This window comes from Streptomyces zaehneri (genome assembly GCF_032248645.1).
Taxonomy (GTDB): domain Bacteria; phylum Actinomycetota; class Actinomycetes; order Streptomycetales; family Streptomycetaceae; genus Streptomyces; species Streptomyces coriariae.
Genome location: NZ_JASTTJ010000007.1, coordinates 294,265 through 314,585, shown reverse-complemented (window position 1 = coordinate 314,585; position 20,321 = coordinate 294,265). Strand labels below are relative to the sequence as shown.

Sequence of the window (20,321 nt, the reverse complement as noted above, 5' to 3'; positions counted from 1 at the left end):
GCCCCCGCCCAGCCGGCGGCAGCCATCCCGTGCAGCATCCATGCGCCAGCCGAACACCTCGCGCGCACAGTGGTGACTCGAGTGGTTCGAGGTACGGGGGGTACATGGAAATTCAGCTGCTGGGCTGCGTCGAGGCACGGGCCCGCTCCGGCGACAAGCTGCCGCTTCCGCACGGCACCAAACTGCTGCTGGCGGCACTGGCCTGGACCCCCGGCGCGTTCGTCGCCGACGAGACGCTGATCGAGCGGGTGTGGCAGGAGCGCCGGCCCCAGCACCCGCGCGACGCCCTGTACATCCAGGCCACCCGGCTGCGGAAGGCGCTGCGGGCCGACGGCCGGCTGACCGAGGGCTTCGAGCTGATCCGCAAGCGCGGCGGATACGTCCTCGCGATCGACGAGCACCGCGTCGACACCGCGCGGTTCCGCGCCCTGGTCCGGCAGGCGCAGCAGGAGGCCCGCGCCGGCGGCACCGAGACGGCGCTCGGCCTCTACGCGCGGGCCCTCGAGCTGTGGCGGGGCGAGCCGCTGTCCGACGTGCGCACGGCCTGGGCGGAGTCGACGCGGGTGACGTTGCGGCGTGAGCACCGGGAGGCGCTGGTCGGCAGCACCGAGCTGTACCTGCGCGTGGGACGGCACGAGGAGTGCCTGCCGCAGCTGCACTGGCTGGCCGAGATGCACCCCTTCGACGAGAAGGTCACGGGCCTGCTGATGCTGGCCCTGCACCGCGGGGGACGCCAGGCGGACGCGCTGGACTGCTTCCAGCTGCTGCGCCTGCGGATGGTCGACCTGCTGGGCTGCGAACCTGGCCAGGAGCTGCGGTCCCTGCACGAACGGATCCTCGCCCGCGACCCGCGGCTGCGGCTCGGCAGCGCGTACGCCACGTCCGTCTGAACCGGCTCAGCCGTCGAAGTGCTCGGTCAGGTAGAGGGTGAGGCGGGACTCGGCGTCCGAAGGGAGTTCACGGTGACGGTGGTGGGGCGCCGGGCGGGACGGGGCGGGCGCCCCGGGGGGATGCCGGACGCCCAGCGTCGCGTACAGGGCGGTCGCCTCCGTCCTGGCCTCGTGCGCCCGGCCGGTGTCACCGTGCGCCTCGTGGGCGCGGGCGAGGGCCTCCGTGGCACGGGCGTGCAGGAGGCGCTGGCCGGAGTCCCGGGCGAGGGCTGCGGCCAGGGTCGCCGCGTCACGGGCCCGGGTAGGAGCGGCGTCGGTGTCGGTGCCGGTGCTGGTGCCGGCATCGGTGCCCGTTCCGGTGTCGGTGCCGGCATCGGTGCCCGTTCCGGTGCTGGTGTCGGCGTGGGTGCCGGCATCGGCGTGGGTGCTGGTGTCGGCGTGGGTGCTGGTGCCGGCGTCGAGGAGCGTCAGGGCGGTGGTGAGGTGGACGCGCGGGAGCGTGAGGGGGTTGCCGTCGGACGCGAGGCGTTCGGCGCGCTCCAGATGGTCCAGGGCGTCGGCCGGGCGGCCCTGGGTGCGGGCCAGGTCGGCGCGGGCCAGCAGGACCTCGACGAGGCCCGCCCGGTGTCCGGTGCGCTCGGCGATCTCGAAGGCGGCGTCGAGGTGTTCGGCCGTCTCCTCGGCGCGGCCCGCGCGCAGCTTCACCGAGGCGACCCCGACCAGGCTGTCGACCTGGCAGTTGCGGTTCTCCACCCGCCGGGAGACGGCGAGGGCGTCCTCGTAGGCGAGCAGCGCCCGGTCGTCCCGGCCGGCGTCGGCCCTGACCCGGCCGAGCGCCTCCAGGGCCACGGCCTCCGTGTAAGTGGACCCGGAGTCGCGGGAGACCAGGAAGCAGGAGCGCAGCGCCGCCGTCGCCTCGTCGAACCGGGCCTGCTTCTGCAGCACCAGGGCGAGGTTGACGAGGGCCATCGCACGGTTGTGGTGGACCGTGTCGCCGATCAGGTCGAGGGCGGCGCACGCCGCCTCCTCGGCCGCGCCCAGACGCCCCAGGGCGAGGTTCAGGGACGCCGTGTTGATCAGCATGATCTCCACGTTCTTGACGTTGTCCAGGGTGCGGTAGAGGGCGAGGGCACGGTCGTAGCAGGGCAGCGCGCGGCGCAGTTCGCCCAGCAGCTTGAGGGTGACGCCCTTGCCCTGGAGGCTGCCGGCCTCGCCGTACGTCCAGCCGGCCCGGCGGGCCAGTCGCTCCGCCTCCTCGTACTCCGTCAGGGCGCCCCGCAGGTCCCCGTCGCGCCAGCGGGCGCTGCCCAGGGACAGGCTCATGGAGGCCTGGCCGACCTCGTCCCCGCCGCGCGCGGCCACCTCCCGGGCGAGGGTGGCCAGCCGCATCCAGTCGGAGAGCGGCCTGCGGTGGTGGAAGAGGTCCTGGAGCGCGTCCACCAGCCACCACACGTACGGCGCGGGACCGTGCTCGGCGGCGTGGCCGATCGCGGCCGCGATGTCGTCCCACTCGCCGTCGAACCAGGCGTACGCCTCCTCGGCGCCGTCGAACTCCCGCGGCAGGGAGCCCTCGACGGCGGGCGGACGGGTGCGCATGACGTACAGGCCGGCCGTGGCGGCCGCGTTGACCACACTCTGCAGGTAGTGGTCGAGGACGCGGGTGACGGCGGCGGCCCGCTCCTCGGGGGAGTCCTCGGCGGCCGTCCGGTCACGGGCGTACTCGTGCACGAGGTCGTGCCAGGCCGGACGGCCGTGCTCGACGTCGCGCAGCAGATGGACCCGCTGGGCCAGCCGCAGCAGGTCGGCCAGGCGATGTTCGTCGGTCCCGGCGGCCGCGGCGGCCGCCGGGACCGACCGGCCGGTGCCCGGCAGCGCGCCCAGCGCGCGGAAGGCCCGCCGGGCCTCGTCCGGCAGCGCACCGTACGACAGGTCGAGCGCGGCCCGTACGGCGACGGACTCCTCGCCCTCGACGTGCAGCCTGGCCAGTCGCCCCCGGTCCGCGAGGTCGCGGACGTAGGCCCGGATACTGCCTGGCCGGTCGCCGATCCAGGAGCCCGCGACGCACAGGGCGAGCGGCAGGTGGTCGCAGAGTTCGACGAGCCGCGCCGCGGCCTCCGGATCGGCGGCGACGGCCTCCGCGCCGACCGCGCCGCTGATCAGCTCCAGTGCGGCGGCGCTGTCCAGGACGTCGCAGGACACCCGGTAGGCGCCGTCCAGGGTGACCAGGCCGCTGAGCTTGTCGCGGCTCGTCACCAGCGTCAGCGAGCCCGTCGAGGCGGGCAGCAGCCGCCGTACGTACGACGCGTCCGCCACGTCGTCGAGGACGACCAGCACCCTGCGGTCCGCGAGCAGCGTCCGGTACAGCGCGGTCTGCGCCTCGGCGCCCAGCGGGATGTCGCGCGGGGCGCAGCCCAGGCCCTGGAGGAGCAGCGGCAGGGCCTCGCCGGGGGTCATCGGCTCGGCGTTGTCGAAGCCCCGCATGTCGAGGAAGAGCTGGCCGTCGGGGAAGCGGTCGGCGACCCGGTGGGCCCAGTTCAGCGCCAGCGCGCTCTTGCCGACGCCCGCCGGTCCCACGATCAGGGCGAGCGGTTCCGAGGTGCGCAGACAGGAGTCGAGGCGGTCGAGTTCACCGTCGCGGCCGACGAAACGGCGTGGGGTGGGCGGGAGTTGGCGCGGCACGGGGCGCTCGGACACCGGGGCGGACCGCTCGGGCGGGGCGCCGGCGGACAGAGCGCCGCCCCGCAGCAGCCGCTGGTGCAGGTCCCTGAGGTCGGCCGAGGGCTCCATGCCGAGTTCGTCGACCATGCGCCGGCGCAGCACGGTGTACAGCTCCAGGGCCTCGGCGCTGCGGCCGTCCTGGTGCAGGGCGCGCATCAGCAGGCCGTGCGGGCGTTCGCGCAGCGGGTGGGCGGCGGTCAGCCGGAGGAGTTCGGCGATGGCCTCGCGGTGCCGGCCGGTCTCGATGCCCGCCTCGGCCACGCCCTCGCGGGCCACGAGGTGCAGTTCGGCGAGGCGTTGGCGCTCGGCCTCGCGCACCGCGACCTCCGACAGGTCGGCCAGCGGCTCGTCCCGCCACAGCGCGAGGGCCTGTTCACCGCTGCGCCGGGCCGCTCGCCAGTCGCCGTCGGCCGCGGCCCGCGAGGCGTCCCTGATGAGGTTCTCGAAGGCAAGCAGGTCGAGTTCGTCCGGGCCCGCGTGGATGACGTAGCCGGGCCGACGGGTGGTCAGTAGCTCCGTCCCCGCCGGGCCGAGAGCGCGCCGCACCTCCGCGACGAGGGCCCGCACCCGGGCCGCGCCCGCGCCGGGCGGCCGGTCGTCCCACAGGCACTGAATCAGCCGGTCGACGGAGACGACATGGTTGGCGTGCAGCAGGAGCACGGCGCACAGCGCGCGTTGCCGGCCGGTGAGTACGACGGCCCGTCCGTCGATCTCGACGTCCAGCGGTCCGAGCAGGCGGAACCGGGGCCGTGGGGTGAGCATTCACAGAACGTAGTCCAGGGGCGACTGCCGGGCAACGCCGACCTTCACGATCGGGAACCGGCGGGTTCCCGGACGTCGGGATCCGGCCAATCCCAGGGGCCGGGGCCGGGGCGGCGGCCGGGTGCCGTACGAGGCGGGGCGGCGAGGCCCGGGCGGGGCGGGCGCCGCGTGTCCCCCGTCGGTCGCCCGCCCCGGACAAGAGTCTCGCCGAGCCGTCTTTCCGGACCCTTTCGGTGATCTTTCACAGGTCTTTCGCCGGTCACTCACCCCGTCCCGACCAGCGGAAACCTCCTCGACACGGGGGGAGAGACGCGCGGCTTGGCCCTAGACGCCGGTGCGGCCGTCGATCAGTTCGCGCAGGATGTCGAGGTGGCCGTTGTGCCGGGCCGTCTCCTCGATCAGGTGCAGCAGGATCCAGCGCAGGTCCACATGACGGCCGTCGCCCGCCGCCCGCCGCGCCTTGCTGTCGAGGTCGTGCTCGGCGACCAGCTCGCGGTGCCGCTCGGCGTGTTCGGCGTACTCGTCGAGCACCTGCGCGAGCGGGAGGTCGACGGCGATGCGCATCTCGCGGTCGGGGTCCTCGTCGGTCCACGGCCCCTCGTCCTCCTCGCCGAGGAACACGACCCGGAACCAGTAGTACTCGACCCAGCGCAGATGGTTGACCAGGCCGCTCGGGGTCATCAGCGGCGAACCCGGCAGGGGCGCCCTGCGGGCGTCCTCGGCGGAGAGGTCCTCGCACTTGGCGCGGGCGGTGTCGCGGGCGTAGTCGAGGAAGGTGGTGAGCTGGGTGCGTTCGTCCCACGCGGAAGGCATGTCGTCTGTTCTCGTCATCACGCCGAGCATGTCCGGCCCCCGGCCCGCCTGTCGAGGGAATTCGGATGTTCTGGATCTTGTCCTGTGCCGCGCCGGGGTGTGGCACACTGCCGCGGTGGTCGATCATTCGTTCGCTGATCTGACACTCGCCGCGCTGTACGACAGCATCAATCCGTGGGGGCCGGACGACGACTTCTATCTGAACCTGGTGAGATCCGCCGACGCGGTGCTCGACGTCGGCTGCGGCACGGGCAGGCTCCTCGCGCGGGCCGCGTCGGACGGCCATCCGGGGCGGCTCACGGGCCTCGACCCGGCGGCCGCGATGCTCGTACAGGCCCGGCGCCGGGCGCCCGGCGTGGAGTGGTTGCTGGGTGACCTCGGCACCCGTATGTGGCAGGGCGACTTCGACCTCGTGATCATGACGGGCCATGCCTTCCAGGTGTTTCTCGGCGACGAGGAACTGCGCGGCGCGCTGCGGGCCGTACGGTCGGCCCTGAGCGACGGAGGGCGGTTCGTGTTCGAGACCCGCAACCCGGCCGTGCGGACCTGGGAGAGCTGGACCCCGGACCGCGTGCGTGAGGTCACGGACGCGGAAGGCCGGGTCGTACGGGTCTGGCACGAGGTGGCGGACGAACCGTCCGGTGACCGGGTCACGTTCACGGAGACCTTCGACTCCCCCGGCTGGCCCCGGCGCCACACCGGCCGCGCCACCCTCCGCTTCCTCACCCCGGGGAACCTGACCGGTTTCCTGGCGGAGGCGGGGCTGCGGGTGGAGGAGCAGTACGGGGACTGGGACCGGGGACCCCTGACCCGGACTAGCCCGGAGATCATCACGGTGGCGACCCCGGCGGCCACCGCGAGGTGACGCCGAGCGGGAGCCTGGGGCCCGCAGGGCCCACCAGGGGCGCGGGGAACCGCGCGACCGGCCCACCACGAACCCGCACCCGCCACCAGACGCCGGAACACCCACCCAAGGGGCGCGGGGGAACTGCGGGACCAGCCAAGACGAACCCGGACCCGCACCCGCCGGGACGGCATCTCAGCCGCGTCCCTCCTCCAGCGCCGCCAGCGCCGGGTCCAGCACGATGTCCTCCTCGCGCGCCTCGATCGTCGGCTCCTCCGGGAAGTGGCAGGCCGTCAGATGGCCTTCGTGGTTCCCGGAGATCCGGATCAGCGGCGGCTCCTCGGCCGCGCACTTGTCCTGCGCCTTCCAGCACCGGGTCCGGAACCGGCAGCCCGAGGGCGGGGCGATGGGCGACGGCACGTCCCCGGCCAGCCGGATCCGCTCCCGGGCGGCGCTCTCCCCGCCGGCGACGTTCACCTCGGGGACCGCGGAGAGCAGCGCGTGGGTGTACGGGTGCCGGGGCCGCGTGTAGATGGAGTCGCGGTCGCCGACCTCGATGATCTTCCCGAGGTACATGACGGCCACGCGCTGCGAGAAGTGCCGTACGACGGCCAGGTCGTGGGCGATGAACAGGAACGCGATGCCGAGCTCCTGGCGGACCTGCTGGAGCAGGTTCACCACCTGCGCCTGGATCGACACGTCGAGGGCCGAGACCGGCTCGTCGGCCACGATCAGCTTCGGCTCGAGCGCCAACGCCCGTGCGACACCGATCCGTTGCCGCTGGCCGCCGGAGAACTCGTGCGGGAAGCGGTTGTAGTGCTCGGGGTTGAGACCGACGATCTCCAGCAGCTCGCGCACGCGCGCCTCGCGGCCGCCCGCGGGCTCGATCCCGTTGACCTCCATCGGACCGGAGATGATCTTGCCCACGGTCTGCCGGGGGTTGAGGGAGGAGTAGGGGTCCTGGAAGATCATCTGGATCTCGGACCGGATCGGCGCCAGTTGCCGGCGCGAGGCGTGCGAGATGTCCTGCCCGCGGTACGTGATCGTCCCGGCCGTGGGCTCCAGGAGCCGGGTGATCAGCCGTCCCGTCGTGGACTTGCCGCACCCCGACTCCCCCACCAGACCGAAGCTCTCGCCGGCCCGCACGCTCAGGTCGATGCCGTCCACGGCCTGCACCTGACCGACCGTACGCCGGATCGGGAAGCCGCCCTTGACCGGGAAGTGCTTGGTGAGCCCCGCCACGACGAGCAGCTGCTCCCCGTCGCCGCCGGCGTCCGCCTCGCGCGGGGCGGGGAGAACGAGTTCCTCTTTCTTCACGTGCTCCTCCTGGCCTTCTTCACGTGCTTGCTCCTCAGGTCCTGCCCCTACCCCAGTCGGGGCTTGATCTCTTCCTCGAAGACGGTCCGCTTCTGCTCCGCCGTGAGGTGACAGGCGGAGGCGCGGTCCGGGGCCAGCGGGGGACGTTCGGTGACACAGCGGTTGCCGCCCACCCGGTCCCGGAAGGTGCAGCGGGGGTGGAAGCGGCAGCCGGAGGGCGGGGTCAGCAGCGACGGCGGGGCGCCCGGAATGGGGGCGAGCGGAGTGCCCAGGTCCGAGTCGAGCCGCGGCATGGAGTTCAACAGACCCCAGGTGTAAGGGTGTTGCGGTGCGCGCAGCACCTGCTCGGTCGTCCCGCGCTCGACCGCGCCGCCCGCGTACATCACCATGATGTCGTCGGCCATGTCGGCGATGACACCGAGGTCGTGCGTGATGAAGATGATCGCGGTGCCGAACTCCCGCTGGAGGTCCTTCAGCAGGTCGAGGATCTGTGCCTGGACGGTGACGTCGAGCGCCGTGGTCGGCTCGTCGGCGATCAGCAGGTCGGGGTCGCAGACCAGCGCCATCGCGATCATCGCGCGCTGCCGCATCCCGCCGGAGAACTGATGGGGGTAGTCCTTCGCCCGTTCCCGGGGGTTGGGGATGCCGACCTTGCCGAGCATCTCCACCGTGCGCTCCCAGGCGGCCTTCTTCGAGGCGCCCCGGTGCTTCATGTACGGCTCGGCGATCTGCCGGCCGACGGTGTAGTACGGGGAGAGCGCGGTGAGCGGGTCCTGGAAGATCATCGCGACCTTGTTGCCGCGCAGTTTCTCCAGTTCCGACTCCCGGGCCGTGGTCAGCTCCCGGCCCTCCAGCAGGATCTCGCCCTCGACGGTGGTGAACATCGGGTTGTGCAGCCCGAGGATGGTCAGGTTGGTGACGGACTTCCCGGATCCGGACTCGCCGACGATGCCGAGGGTGCGGCCGCGTTCGAGGTCGAAGGAGAGCCCGTCGACGGCCCGGACGGATCCGTCCTCGGTGCTGAAACTGACGTGCAGGTCCCGCACCGAGAGGAACGCGCCCGCGCCGGCCGGGACGGGCGCCCCGGCCTCCTTGGTCACAGTGGTCACGAAAAAGCTCCTGACGACGGTACGGGAAACGGCTAGGACAGCCGTACGCGCGGGTCGATGAAGGCGTAGCAGGCGTCGACGACGATGTTGCAGAGCAGGATCACGGCGGCGGCGAAGAGCATCACTCCCAACAGCAGCGGAAGGTCGCTGAACTGCACCGATTCGACCGCGAGATGCCCGAGGCCGGGCAGTCCGAAGGTGTACTCGGTGATGATCGCGCCGCCGAGCATCGAGGAGAGGTCGATGCCGAGGATGGTGACGATCGGGATGAGGGAGCCGCGCCAGGCGTACCGGAAGAAGACGTACCGCCGGCTCATCCCCTTGGCGCGGGCGGTGCGGATGTGTTCCTCCTGGAGCTGTTCGATCATCGACGAGCGCGCCATACGGGTGTACTGCGCGGCGAAGATCGTGGACAGCACGACCCAGGGGATCATCAGCCCGGTGAACCAGGCGACGGGATCCTTGGTGAGCTCGGTGTACCGGGGCTCGTCGAAGATATGGGTCTGGTACACCAGCACGGCGAGGGCGAGCGGGCCCAGGAAGTAGATCTGCATCGAACTGAGCACCATGGAGCCCGCGGTGAACGACTTGTCGATGAGCGTGCCGCGCCGCCAGGCGGCCAGCATTCCGGTGCCGAGTCCGACGAACAGGAAGACGACGGTGGCGCCGAGCGCGAGCGAGACGGTGAGCGGCAGCCGGTCCATCAGGGTCGACCAGACCTGCTCGTTGGTGTGGTACGAGTAGCCGAAACAGGGGGCGGGGCAGGGCCCCTGGGCGAAGTCGTCCCGGCCCGCGAGAAGCCCTTGCAGGAAGATCCAGAACTGCTCGGGGATCGACTTGTCGATGCCGAGCGTGCGATGGATGTTCGCCAGCGCGTCGGGCGTGCACGTCTTGCCGCACATCAGCAGCGCCGGGTCACGGGGCATGCCGAAGAACAGCAGGAAGGCGACGACGGTCAGCAGGACCAGGATCACCAGCGAGCCGAGGGTCCGGCGAAGGAGGAAGCGCAGCATCTCAGTGGCAGCTTTCGGGCTCGTGAGGCCGGCTCGTGGAGCCGGCTCAAAGGGCCGTGCGGGCCGGTGCGCCCCGTCCGGAAGCGGGACGGGGCGCACCGGGCGCCGCGCTCGGGAAGGGGTTACTTCACAAACAGCCTGCGCGGGTCGATGCCGCCGATGACGTCGTCGTACACGAGGCCGCCGATCTTCGAACCGGCGATCTGGGTCTGCTTGTAGTACGCCGTCGGGATGTTGGAGACGACGTCCTTCACGATGTACTCGTTGATCTTGTTCCAGGCCTCCGCGGCCTTGACCGGGTCGGTGATGGTGCTCGCCTTGTCGATGTCGGCGTTCACCTTCGGGTCGTTGATGTGCGAGTAGTTCGCGGCGCCGTCCTGGATCTGGCGTCCGTCGTAGAGCGGCGGGATGACGGTCGAGGAGCTCGGCCAGTCGGCGCCCCAGGCGGTGTGGTAGATGTCGAAGTTGTTCTTGACCTTGCCGACCTGGTCGTAGTACGTCTCGGCCGGGATCTCCTGGCGCTGGACGTCGAAGCCGGCCTTCTCCAGACCCGCGGCCATGGCGGTGGAGTACTGCTGGCCCTCGGGGGTGTTGATGTAGCCGAAGGTCAGCTTCAGGCCCACCTTGCCGGCCTTCTCCAGGAGTTCCTTGGCCTTGACCGGGTCACCGGCCGGCTTCTTCTTCTTGCCGAACGGGTCGAAGTTCGGGTTGTAGCCGGAGACGGTCGGGCTGATCAGACCGCCGGCGACCTCGCGGGCCGCGGTGCCGCCGTAGGCGCGCACGAACGGGGTGATCGGCAGGGCGTAGGCGATGGCCTCGCGGACCGTCTTGTCCTGCATCTCCTTCTGGGTCAGGTTGATGTCCATCTGACCCACGTACGGCTGGTAGCCGGCGACCGTGCGGGACTTCAGCGTCGCGTCGGCGAGGACCTTGGACAGGTTGCCCGCGTCGACCTCGTTGTTGAAGCTGACCGCGGTGGCGTTGGCCCCGGAGTCGTCGAGGATCGCCTTGGTGGAGTCCTCGTACTGCTTGTTGAACGCGAAGGTGAACCGGTCGATGTACTGGTGCCGGATCGGGTCGGTCTTCGGGTCCCATTCGGTGTTCTTCACCAGGACCATCGACTTGCCGGACTTGAAGTCCTGGATCTTGTACGGGCCCGAGGTCATCGGGGCCTTGTCGTACTTCTCCTTGGTGTCCTTCGCCTTCGAGACGAGCGAGTAGCCGGCCATGGCCAGCGCGTACGGCAGGTCCGGCTTGGCCTTCTTGAACTTGAAGACGACCGTCTTCGCGTCCGGCGTCTCCAGGACGGTGTCCGGCAGGTGCTTGCCGCCGTACGGGCCGCCCTTCAGCAGGTCGCGGTACCCGGTGCCCGGCGTGTCGGCGAGCCACTGCTGGATGAAGGTGGGGCCGTTGGCGACGAACGGCGCGAACAGCCGCTCGAAGGTGTGCCGTACGTCGGTGGCGGTGATCGCGGAGCCGTCGGCCCACTTGACCCCGTCCTTCAGCGTGTACTTCCAGGTCTTGCCGCCGTCGGTGGTGGTGCCGCTGTCGGTGGCCAGGTCGCCGACGACCTCGTGCTTCTTGCCGTCCTCGCCGGTCGCCTTGTAGCCGGTCAGACCGCGGTGGATGAGCTGCGACAGCGCCATCTCGTCGGAGACGTAGATCTGCCCGGGGTCGAGGTGCGCGTAGCTGTCTCTCTGGAGAACGGTGACCGCGCCTCCGGGTTTGGCGCCGGGGACCTCGGCGGCCGGGCCGGTCGAGGCCTTCGCGTCGCCGAAGTCGATGGAGGACTGCTGCCGTTGGGCGTTCTCCTTGTCGTCCTTGTTGCTGCCTTCCTTGCTGCCGCCCTCGCTGCAACCGGAGAGCACGAGCGCTCCGGCGGCGACCAGCGAGAGCGCGGCGTACGCGCGGCGTCCACCCTTACCCATCACTCGTTTCCCACCCATCTCTTTGAGTCCAGCAGTCTGTGAATCCAGAAGACGTGATGTGCGGATCAGCGCGCCGTCTTGGGGTCGAAGGCGTCCCTGACCGAGTCCCCGAGCAGGTTGAACGCCACGATGAAGATGATCATCGAGACGCCGGGGAAGAACATGTAGGTGATGTCGTTCTGCATCACGAGTTCGGTCGCCGCCTTGGAGAACATCTGGCCCCAGTCCGGCGTCGGTTCGACCAGTCCCACGCCGAGGAAGGACAGACCGGCCTCGGCGGTCACGAAGTTCGGCAGCATGTAGGTGGCCTGCACCAGGATCGGCGTGACCACGTTGGGCAGGATCTCCTTGCGGATGATCCGCCCCGGTGGCGCCCCGCTCACCTTGGCGGCCTCGATGAACTCCCGTTCCCGCAGGGCGAGGCTGGTGCCGCGCAGGATGCGGCCGAGGCTCATCCAGCCGAGGAACCACTGCACCGAGATCAGGGCGACGACCCGGACGTAGACGGGCGTCTCGTCGCGCGGGCTGACGAACAGGGAGACCACGACCGGCATGCTCGCGATGAAGAACAGCTGGGCCGGGATGGCCAGCAGGAAGTCGATCACCCGGCTGATCAGGAAGTCCGTCCTGCCGCCGAGATAGCCGGCCGCGACCCCGAGGACGATGCCGGTCAGCACGGTGGCGAGGGTGACCGCGAGGGAGATGCCCAGGGAGTTGCGGATGCCGTAGAGCAGCTTGGTGAAGACGTCGTAGCCGTTGCCCGGTTCCAGGCCGAACCAGAACTCGCCGCTGATGCCTCCGTTGGGCTGCACCGGCACACCCGCGCTGTCGAACAACTCCGGCCGTTCGTCCGCGTACACGGTGTACGGGTTGTTGCCGTAGAGCTTCGCGATCAGCGGGGCGAGCAGGCCGACCAGGAAGAAGAACAGCACGACATAGGCGGAGATCACGCCCGTGCGGTCCCGCTTGAAGCGGAGCCACATGAGCTGACCGGGAGACCGGCCCACGGGCACCTTGGCCTCGGGCGCCGCCGCCGGTTCCTGGTCGCCGTCGACCACGACCGACGTACCGCCGCCCTCGATGTCGGTAGGACTTGTCACAGTTCGCCCATTTCACTTCACGGGTGTGGGTGTGCCGAGCCGGCGACGGACGTGGGCTGCTGCCGCGTCATCGCCGATCGGTGCATGAAGGGACGCCGGAGCGCGCCGTACGGACGGCTCGCAAGAAGCCGCAGTCGGACGCGCGTAGCCGAACGGCCGCGGTGGGCGGCCGGAGATCAGGTCAGTGACAGTCGCCGCGGGCGAAGGCGGACAGACCGGTGATGGACCGCATGGGCCGGTTGACTGGCATGGGGATCCTCCTTGTGACTCCACGTGTTCACCGACAGGAGGGGGCGTTCGTCCGACCTCCGACACCCCTGACGGAGGGTCAGACACCCCCTGGTGCTCGCGAGTCGGCGCTGTCCCCACAGCGCGAGACCCATTGACCCGAGCGTTACGCGGCTAACTATCTGGCATGCGCCATGTGCCGACCACCGTCTTTAAATCTCAATTCAGTCACAGCTGACGCCTAGATCTTCCAAAATCCGGACAAAGTCTCTGGCGCGAGAAGGGCGCGAAACGGACTTGTTACATGGGTATCGGGCGAGGATCACCGCATTTCGGACAGCGGTCACCGCGAGGGCCCCGAAAAACGGGTTGCAGAAAGCCCGGGTGCCCCCACGATGGGGACACCCGGGCTTCCGAGTGTGCTGCGGCGGTGAACTACCCGCGGATCAGCCGTGCTTGGCGCGGCTCGCGGTGCGGGCGCGGTCACGCTGGTCGAGCACGACCTTGCGGATGCGAACCGCCTCCGGGGTCACCTCGACGCACTCGTCGTCACGGCAGAACTCCAGCGACTGCTCGAGCGACAGCTTGCGCGGCGGCACGATCGCCTCGAACGAGTCGGCCGCGGCGGAGCGCATGTTGGTGAGCTTCTTCTCCTTGGTGATGTTCACGTCCATGTCGTCGGCGCGAGAGTTCTCGCCGACGATCATGCCCTCGTACACCTCGGTGCCGGGGTCGGTGAACAGCACACCGCGCTCCTGGAGGTTCGTCATCGCAAAGGCGGTGACGGCGCCCGCGCGGTCGGCGACCAGCGAACCGTTGTTACGGGTCGTCAGCGGGCCGAACCACGGCTCGTGGCCCTCGTGGATGGAGTGGGCGATGCCCGTGCCGCGGGTGCCGGTCAGGAACTCGGTCCGGAAGCCGATGAGGCCGCGGGAGGGGACGACGAACTCCAGGCGGACCCAGCCCGAACCGTGGTTGGACATGTTGTCCATCCGGCCCTTGCGGACGCCCATGAGCTGCGTGACCGCGCCCATGTGCTCCTCGGGGACGTCGATCGTCATGCGCTCGACCGGCTCGTGGACCTTGCCGTCGATCTCCTGGGTGACCACCTGGGGCTTGCCGATGGTCAGCTCGAAGCCCTCACGGCGCATCTGCTCGACCAGGATGGCCAGCGCCAGCTCGCCGCGGCCCTGCACCTCCCAGGCGTCGGGACGCTCGGTGTCCAGGACGCGGAGCGAGACGTTACCGATCAGCTCGCGGTCCAGGCGGTCCTTGACCTGACGGGCGGTGACCTTGCGGTCCTTGACCGCGGCCTTGGCCGAGGCACCCTTGCCGGTACCACCGCGGCCGACCAGCGGCGAGGTGTTGGTACCGATGGTCATGGAGATCGCCGGCTCGTCGACCGTGATCAACGGGAGCGCGATCGGGTTCTCGGGATCGGCGAGGGTCTCACCGATCATGATGTCCGGGATACCGGCCACGGCGCAGATGTCACCGGGGCCCGCCATCTCGGCCGGCTTGCGGGTGAGCGCCTCGGTCATCAGCAGCTCGGTGATGCGCACGTTGGACATCGTGCCGTCGCGCTTGATCCAGGTGACCGTCTGGCCCTTGCGCAGCTCGCCCTGCTCGACGCGCAGCAGCGCGATACGGCCGAGGAAGTTGTCGGCGTCCAGGTTGGTGACGTGCGCCTGGAGCGGAGCCTCCTCGTCGTACTCGGGGGCCGGGACGTGGGACAGGATCGTGGAGAAGAACGGCTCCAGGCTGTCGCTGTCCTGCGGGACCGTGCCGTCCTCCGGCTTGGTCAGCGAGGCGACACCGTCACGCGCACACGCGTAGACGATCGGGAACTCGATCTGGTCCTCGTCGGCGTCCAGGTCCAGGAAGAGGTCGTACGTCTCGTTGACGACCTCGTCGATCCGGGAGTCCGCCCGGTCGGTCTTGTTGATGCACAGGATGACGGGCAGACGCTGCTGGAGCGCCTTGCGCAGCACGAAGCGGGTCTGCGGCAGCGGGCCCTCGGAGGCGTCCACCAGCAGCACGACGGCGTCGACCATCGACAGGCCGCGCTCCACCTCGCCGCCGAAGTCGGCGTGACCGGGGGTGTCGATGATGTTGATGGTGATGACGTCCCCCCCGTCCTTGGGGTGGTACTTCACCGCCGTGTTCTTGGCGAGGATCGTGATGCCCTTCTCACGCTCCAGGTCGTTCGAGTCCATCATGCGGTCGTCGAGCGACTCGGCAGCGTGCGCGGCGAAGGCACCGGCCTGCTTGAGCATGGCATCGACCAGGGTCGTCTTGCCGTGGTCGACGTGGGCGACGATGGCTACGTTGCGAATGTCGTGGCGCGTGGCCATAAAGCGGCGTTCTCCCGGAGTGTGAGGGCGACCCTGCTGCGTACGTCTGTGTTACGCGGGCCCTGCCGGGCTTGACACGCCACGGCCTCACCCCATGGTACGTGGCCCGGCGGGGGACGGCCCCCGCAGGGCCACTCGGCTCACCTTCCGCTCACTTTCCGGACGGGCTCGCGGAGGCCTTCGCCCCCTTCGTCACGCCCTTCTTCAGGAAGCCCATGTCCTCGTAGACGGGGGTCTGGAAGCCGAAGGCACCCGCGTTGACCACGCTCTTCCGTACCGCGGTGAGCTGCGGGCGCTGATAGAGAGGAATCGATCCGGCAGCCGCCCAGATGCGGGAGTCGGCCTTGCGGATCAGGGACCGCTTCTCGCCCTCGTCCAGGGTCGAGACCGCCTGTTCGAACAAGTGATCGACCTGATCGGTGCCGACCCTGGTGTAGTTCTGCTCCACGTTCAGCGAGCCGTCGGCGGCCGGCACCGGCTTGGCGTAGATCGGCCGGGCGTCGGTGGCGGGGAAGGCGGACCCGGGCCAGGAGTACAGCGCGAGGTCGTACTGACCCGAGGCGATGTGGTCCTTGAAGTAGCTCTCGTCCGAGACCTTGGTGACGTCCGTGCCGATGCCGACCTTCGCCAGCATCCTCGTGATCCGCGCGGCGACCGCCGCCAGCGGCTCCGACCCCGGGCCGGACGGCAGCACGAACCGCAGACTGAGCGCCTTGCCGTCCTTGGCCAGCGCCTTGGCCGGGGCGGCGGCCGGCGCCGCGGTCCCCTTCGGGGCGTAGGCGCCGGGGGCACCGCCGTGCACCTGCTTGAACTGCTTGCCGTCCTGGGCGAGCTGCCGGCCGTCGTCGTCGCTCCGGCGCGCGTTGCGCCCCTTGTCGTCCCCGCCGACGACGTACGTGCCGTCGCCGTCCGCGGAGTCGTCGTCGGAGTCTCTCCCCTTCCCCTTCCCCTTCGACCCGCCCGCCTTCTTGCCCTCCGAGCCGGCCGCCTCCTCGCTCTTCTCCTCCTTCTTGACCGGACCTCCGGGCACCCACCCGGCGTCCGCGAGCAGCGCCCGCGCCTCGGCGGTGTCCTGGCCGCCCAGCGCACCGCTGTTGTCCGCGTACGCGTCCTGCCCGGCCAGGGCCAGATGGCTGCCGACCGGCTCCGCGGGCAGACCGAGCGGCTTCAGCACCACCTTGGCCAGTTCCCTGCGGTCCAGTGCCCGGGCGACCGCCCGCCGCACCCGCTCGTCCGCCAGCAGCCCGTCCGCGCCGTTCAGCGCCAGCTGCGTGTACGCCGGCTCCAGCGATCTGCGCACCTCGAAGTCGCGCAGCGCCTTCTGCTGCACCTCCCACTTCGCGATCGCCTTGCGCAGCTCGGTGCGGGCCTCGACCTCGTCCTCCGCCGTGTCCTCGTCCGAACCGTGGGCGAGCGCCCAGGACCGCAGCGCCTTCGCGGCCGTGCGCCCGGAGCCGGGACCGGCCAGCGGTCCGGCCGTGCCGTTCGCGGCGCCGTCGACGCGCTGCGCGGCGGCCGGGTCGATCTCGGCCAGGTCGATCTCCCCGGCGGCCAGCGCGGACGCCCGCTCGTCCCTCGGGACGGCCGTCAGCACGATCTCGGAGAGCTTGGCCGGCCGGCCCCACCAGCGGGTGTTGCGGGTGAGCCGGACCCGGTCGTTCTTGCGGTCGACCTTCTTCACCACGAACGGCCCCGCGGTCACCTTCAGCTTGCGGCGCGCCCCGTCGTTGAACGCGTCCGGCGTGCCCATGACGTCCTTGGGGTACAGCGGGGAGAACAGCGACCGCCAGTCCGCGTACGTCCGCTTGAAGGTGACCCGGACCTCCAGGTCGTTGGCCCCGCGCTCGATCTTCTCGATGCGCTCGTAGCCGGCGTTGCGGGCGGTCCAGTAGGCGCTGTCCTTGCCCGACAGGGCCCGCCACTGGGCGGCGAAGTCGGCGGCGCCGATCTCCCGGCCGTCGCTCCAGACGGCCTGCTGGTTCAGCTTGTACAGGACGACCTGCCTGGGCTCGGTGTCGACGACCTTCGCGGACTCCAGGTAGTCGGAGTCACGCTGCGGGCGCCCGGTCGCGTCGAGCCGGTACATCGAGGGCAGGACGGCCTGGGCGACCCGCGTGGTCGTGGCGTCGGCGTCCGACTGGAAGGTGTTGAAGGTCTCCGGAACCGTGTCCACGGCCCACCGCAGTGTGCCGCCCTCGGCGACCTGGGCACGGCCGGCCGGGGCGATGTCCTGGCGGGCCAGGGGCTTGCCCGCCTCGTCCGCGGACCCGCAGCCGGACAGCAGGGGCACCGCGAGCGCGCCCGCGGTGAGGAAGGCGACCGAGCGCATCACCGCGCGCGGGCCGACGCCGTCGTGGGACATCTCTGGTACCTCCGGTGAGCCGCTGCCGCCGGTGACCCGGCACCCCGACCTACATGGACGACATACATGGACGCGCATACGTCGACGCGGGTGCGTTTTGATCACGTTTGGCGGTATTTTGGAGTTGATCAGATCTACAGCTCACTGAAGAGGAAAGGGTTCGCCTGCCGTGGGCGACACGGCGGCAGGGCCTGCCAAGGCCACTCGTGCGGAGCAACGCACCCGCCAATCGCTGCACACGCCTTCACATCCACCGGTGTGACGCGCAACACTCGCAGGCGCATGAACGTTGCCGTCCAGGGCCCAGCCCCCACGGAAGCGAGGACTGCTCATGTCCGTGCACGACGACCTGACAACCGCCCAGCGCTGCCTCGACGACCTCTCCCGGTCCGTCGGCCGCCTGGAGCAACAGCTCGGCAGCACCGGCCTCGAGATGCGCCGGGTCCGTACCGACGCAGACCATCTGAGGGAGAGCGTCGCGCTGCTGCGCGAGGCCGTCTCCCAGCCCGGCTCGTCGCGCAGGCCCGAGCTCGTCACCATCCCCGACACCCCGTACGACGACTCCCTGTGGATCGACACGGACGACGAGGGACTCGGCGCCCGGGGCCGGCACGCCCCCTGACCCGGCACGCCCCCTGACCCGACCGGAGTCCTGAGTTGGCCACTGGCACGGAACCATCACCCACGGAACATCGTCCCCCGAGCGGCGTACGCGGCGCCGGACGCGCCGCGATCGCCGCTCCCCATCTGCGGACCGACCGCTGGTGGCTGGCCCCCGCCGCCACCGCCGCCGGCCTGCTGGCGTTCGTCGTCTACTCGACCTGGCGGGCCTTCGCGAACGCGGACTACTACGCGGCGCCGTACGTCTCGCCGCTGTTCTCCCCGTGTCTGGCGGAGAACTGCCAGACCATGCGGTCCGGCCCCAACTGGGACCTGTTCGGCAGCTGGTGGAGCCTCTCCCCCGCGATCCTCATCCTGATCTTCCCGCTGGGCTTCCGCCTGACCTGCTACTACTACCGCAAGGCGTACTACCGCGGCTTCTGGGCGTCCCCGCCCGCCTGCGCGGTGGCCGAGCCCCACAGGAAGTACACCGGCGAGACCCGCTTCCCGCTGATCCTCCAGAACGTCCACCGGTACTTCTTCTACGCCGCGATCGTCGTCGCCGGGATCCTGACCTACGACACCGCGCTCGCCTTCCGCGACGAGCACTACGCCTGGGGTCACATGGGCCTCGGGACCCTGGTCTTCCTGGTCAACATCGTGCTGATCTGGGCGTACACGATCTCCTGCCACTCCTGCCGGCACATCGTCGGCGGCCAGCTGAAGCACTTCTCCCGACACCCCGTGCGCTACCGGGCCTGGCGGTTCGTGGGGAAGCTGAACGCCCATCACATGCTGCTGGCATGGGTGTCGCTGCTGAGCGTGTCGCTCGCCGACCTCTACGTGTATCTCGTCGCGTCCGGCGCCTTCGACGATCCGAGGTTTTTCTAGTTGGCTTCCTCCTCCTCGTGAACGAGGGGGATTCCTACGGCTCGCGCCGTGGGGGTTTCTGCTTCATCGCCGACTGCCCCGTCCGGGAGGACTCCCGTTGAGGTCTTACACCAGCTCCCCAGACAGACACCGCCAGCCCGGCGGCCAGAAGATTGTTCGCCGCGTTCACGTCCCGGTCATGGACCGCACCGCACTCGCATGTCCAGGTACGGACGTTCAGCGGCAGCCTCGCCCGGATCGCTCCGCAGGCACCGCACAGTTTCGAGCTGGGGAAGAAGCGGTCGACGACCACGAGTTCCCGCCCGTACCAGGCGCTCTTGTACTCCAGCATCGTCCGCAGCTCTCTCCACGAGGCGTCGGAGATCGCACGGGCGAGCCGGTGGTTTTTGACCATGTTGCGGACGGTGAGGTCCTCGATCACGACCGTTTGGTTCTCACGGACGAGCCGAGTGGTCAGCTTGTGCAGGAAGTCCCGGCGCCGGTCGGCGATCCGGGCATGGATGCGAGCGACCTTCCTGCGGGCCTTGGCCCGGTTGGTCCCGTCGCCCCTGGCTTTGCGGGACAGTTCCCGCTGGGCCCTGGCCAGCCGGGTGCGGTCCTTGCGCTCATGTTCGGGGTTGGTGATCTTCTCCCCAGTGGAGAGCGTCAGCAGGGACGTGGTCCCCGCATCGATGCCGACGGCCACCGTGGTGGCCGGGACCGGGGTGATCGTGTCGTCGCAGAGCAGCGACACGAACCAGCGCCCCGCCCCGTCCTGGGACACCGTCACCGTGGACGGCTGCGCCCCCTCGGGCAGCGGCCTCGACCACACGATGTCCAGCGGATCGGCCATCTTCGCGAGAGTCAGCCGGCCTTCACGGAAGCGGAAACCGCTGGTGGTGTACTCCGCGCTCCTGCGGGACTTCTTCCGCGACTTGAAGCGCGGGTATTGCGCCCGCTTGCCGAAGAAGTTCGTGAACGCCACCTGAAGGTGTCGCAGCGCCTGCTGGAGCGGAACCGACGACACCTCACCCAGGTAGGCCAGCTCCTCCGTCTTCTTCCACGCCGTGAGCATCGCGGACGTCTGGTTGTAGTTGACCCGCTCCTGCCGCACCCACGCTTCCGTGCGGGCGCTCAGCGCCAGGTTGTAGACCTTCCGCACGCATCCGAAGGTGCGCGACAGCTCAGCCGCCTGCGCATCCGTCGGATAGAAGCGGTACTTGAACGCCCGCTTCACACGGTTTGTGGTCATTCTCACAAAGTAGTGCCATTGCTGGTAAGTTCCAAATCTGCGGGTCAGAGCACTGCGATCCGCCCTGGCGGCGAATCCCAGCTCCCTGCTCTGCTCCGCAGGAGTCCGATTCCTCCCCGGCCTGAAGGCCGGGGTTTCCTCGGAGGTATCCGATGAGTGGG

Annotated in this window: 14 protein-coding genes; 4 read left to right on the top strand and 10 right to left on the bottom strand. The window is 70.1% G+C overall.

The genetic code is table 11. The features are described 5' to 3' along the window. Positions 1–104 precede the first annotated feature (104 nt). Entirely contained in the window at positions 105–890 is a 786-nt protein-coding gene (locus QQM72_RS14885) for an AfsR/SARP family transcriptional regulator (RefSeq protein ID WP_314221341.1), read from the top strand. 6 nt (positions 891–896) lie between these two features. Here QQM72_RS14885 and QQM72_RS14880 read toward each other — a convergent pair whose 3' ends face one another. Together QQM72_RS14880 and QQM72_RS14875 are read right to left on the bottom strand one after the other, a co-directional pair. Beyond that, positions 897–4,370 (bottom strand): AfsR/SARP family transcriptional regulator, encoded by a 3,474-nt coding sequence (locus QQM72_RS14880; RefSeq protein WP_314221340.1) that lies wholly within the window; start codon positions 4,368–4,370, stop codon positions 897–899. 324 nt (positions 4,371–4,694) lie between these two features. Next, on the bottom strand, positions 4,695–5,201 hold the full coding sequence (locus tag QQM72_RS14875) for a DinB family protein (RefSeq protein WP_314221339.1): 507 nt from the start codon (positions 5,199–5,201) through the stop codon (positions 4,695–4,697). A 97-nt stretch (positions 5,202–5,298) separates the two neighbouring features. Here QQM72_RS14875 and QQM72_RS14870 point away from each other — a divergent pair, with 97 nt between their 5' ends. Further along, positions 5,299–6,048 (top strand): class I SAM-dependent methyltransferase, encoded by a 750-nt coding sequence (locus QQM72_RS14870; protein ID WP_314221338.1) that lies wholly within the window; start codon positions 5,299–5,301, stop codon positions 6,046–6,048. Between the two features lie 174 nt (positions 6,049–6,222). On the opposite strand, the gene QQM72_RS14865 is transcribed toward QQM72_RS14870, so the two are convergent. The 7 genes from QQM72_RS14865 to QQM72_RS14835 form a co-directional block, all read right to left on the bottom strand. Then, a complete protein-coding gene (locus QQM72_RS14865) occupies positions 6,223–7,344 on the bottom strand; it encodes an ABC transporter ATP-binding protein (RefSeq protein WP_314221337.1) in 1,122 nt (373 codons plus the stop codon). Between the two features lie 47 nt (positions 7,345–7,391). Continuing rightward, on the bottom strand, positions 7,392–8,453 hold the full coding sequence (locus QQM72_RS14860) for an ABC transporter ATP-binding protein (RefSeq protein WP_314221336.1): 1,062 nt from the start codon (positions 8,451–8,453) through the stop codon (positions 7,392–7,394). A gap of 32 nt (positions 8,454–8,485) precedes the next feature. After that, positions 8,486–9,466 carry an ABC transporter permease gene (locus QQM72_RS14855; RefSeq protein WP_314221335.1) on the bottom strand — a complete coding sequence of 327 codons (981 nt, stop codon included), beginning with the start codon at positions 9,464–9,466 and terminating at the stop codon, positions 8,486–8,488. Positions 9,467–9,588: 122 nt separating this feature from the next. Beyond that, positions 9,589–11,394 (bottom strand): ABC transporter substrate-binding protein, encoded by a 1,806-nt coding sequence (locus tag QQM72_RS14850; protein WP_314221334.1) that lies wholly within the window; start codon positions 11,392–11,394, stop codon positions 9,589–9,591. 65 nt (positions 11,395–11,459) lie between these two features. Continuing rightward, positions 11,460–12,494: an ABC transporter permease gene (locus tag QQM72_RS14845; RefSeq protein WP_314221333.1), complete on the bottom strand. Its 1,035-nt coding sequence runs from the start codon at positions 12,492–12,494 to the stop codon at positions 11,460–11,462. Positions 12,495–13,168: 674 nt separating this feature from the next. After that, entirely contained in the window at positions 13,169–15,076 is a 1,908-nt protein-coding gene (gene typA / locus QQM72_RS14840; protein ID WP_314221332.1) for a translational GTPase TypA, read from the bottom strand. 151 nt (positions 15,077–15,227) lie between these two features. Continuing rightward, the gene (locus QQM72_RS14835) at positions 15,228–17,438 is read right to left on the bottom strand and encodes an ABC transporter family substrate-binding protein (RefSeq protein WP_314221331.1); all 2,211 of its coding nucleotides are present in this window, start codon (positions 17,436–17,438) and stop codon (positions 15,228–15,230) included. 331 nt (positions 17,439–17,769) lie between these two features. On the opposite strand from QQM72_RS14835, the gene QQM72_RS14830 reads away from it, so the two are divergent. Both QQM72_RS14830 and QQM72_RS14825 read left to right on the top strand, forming a co-directional pair. Continuing rightward, complete coding sequence (locus QQM72_RS14830) at positions 17,770–18,060, top strand: hypothetical protein (protein WP_314221330.1); 291 nt, start codon at positions 17,770–17,772, stop codon at positions 18,058–18,060. Positions 18,061–18,095: 35 nt separating this feature from the next. After that, on the top strand, positions 18,096–18,929 hold the full coding sequence (locus tag QQM72_RS14825) for a hypothetical protein (protein WP_314221329.1): 834 nt from the start codon (positions 18,096–18,098) through the stop codon (positions 18,927–18,929). A 34-nt stretch (positions 18,930–18,963) separates the two neighbouring features. Here QQM72_RS14825 and QQM72_RS14820 read toward each other — a convergent pair whose 3' ends face one another. Beyond that, a complete protein-coding gene (locus QQM72_RS14820; protein ID WP_314221328.1) occupies positions 18,964–20,160 on the bottom strand; it encodes an RNA-guided endonuclease InsQ/TnpB family protein in 1,197 nt (398 codons plus the stop codon). Between the last annotated feature and the right edge of the window lie 161 nt (positions 20,161–20,321).

What these genes read in the sequence shown, in the direction of transcription:
- QQM72_RS14830 (WP_314221330.1), top strand. Translation starts at nt 17,770, where the DNA reads ATGTCCGTGCACGACGACCTGACAACCGCCCAGCGCTGCCTCGACGAC.
- typA (WP_314221332.1), bottom strand. Translation starts at nt 15,076, where the DNA reads ATGGCCACGCGCCACGACATTCGCAACGTAGCCATCGTCGCCCACGTC.
- QQM72_RS14855 (WP_314221335.1), bottom strand. Translation starts at nt 9,466, where the DNA reads ATGCTGCGCTTCCTCCTTCGCCGGACCCTCGGCTCGCTGGTGATCCTG.
- QQM72_RS14880 (WP_314221340.1), bottom strand. Translation starts at nt 4,370, where the DNA reads ATGCTCACCCCACGGCCCCGGTTCCGCCTGCTCGGACCGCTGGACGTC.
- QQM72_RS14850 (WP_314221334.1), bottom strand. Translation starts at nt 11,394, where the DNA reads ATGGGTAAGGGTGGACGCCGCGCGTACGCCGCGCTCTCGCTGGTCGCC.
- QQM72_RS14885 (WP_314221341.1), top strand. Translation starts at nt 105, where the DNA reads ATGGAAATTCAGCTGCTGGGCTGCGTCGAGGCACGGGCCCGCTCCGGC.
- QQM72_RS14820 (WP_314221328.1), bottom strand. Translation starts at nt 20,160, where the DNA reads ATGACCACAAACCGTGTGAAGCGGGCGTTCAAGTACCGCTTCTATCCG.
- QQM72_RS14835 (WP_314221331.1), bottom strand. Translation starts at nt 17,438, where the DNA reads ATGTCCCACGACGGCGTCGGCCCGCGCGCGGTGATGCGCTCGGTCGCC.
- QQM72_RS14875 (WP_314221339.1), bottom strand. Translation starts at nt 5,201, where the DNA reads ATGACGAGAACAGACGACATGCCTTCCGCGTGGGACGAACGCACCCAG.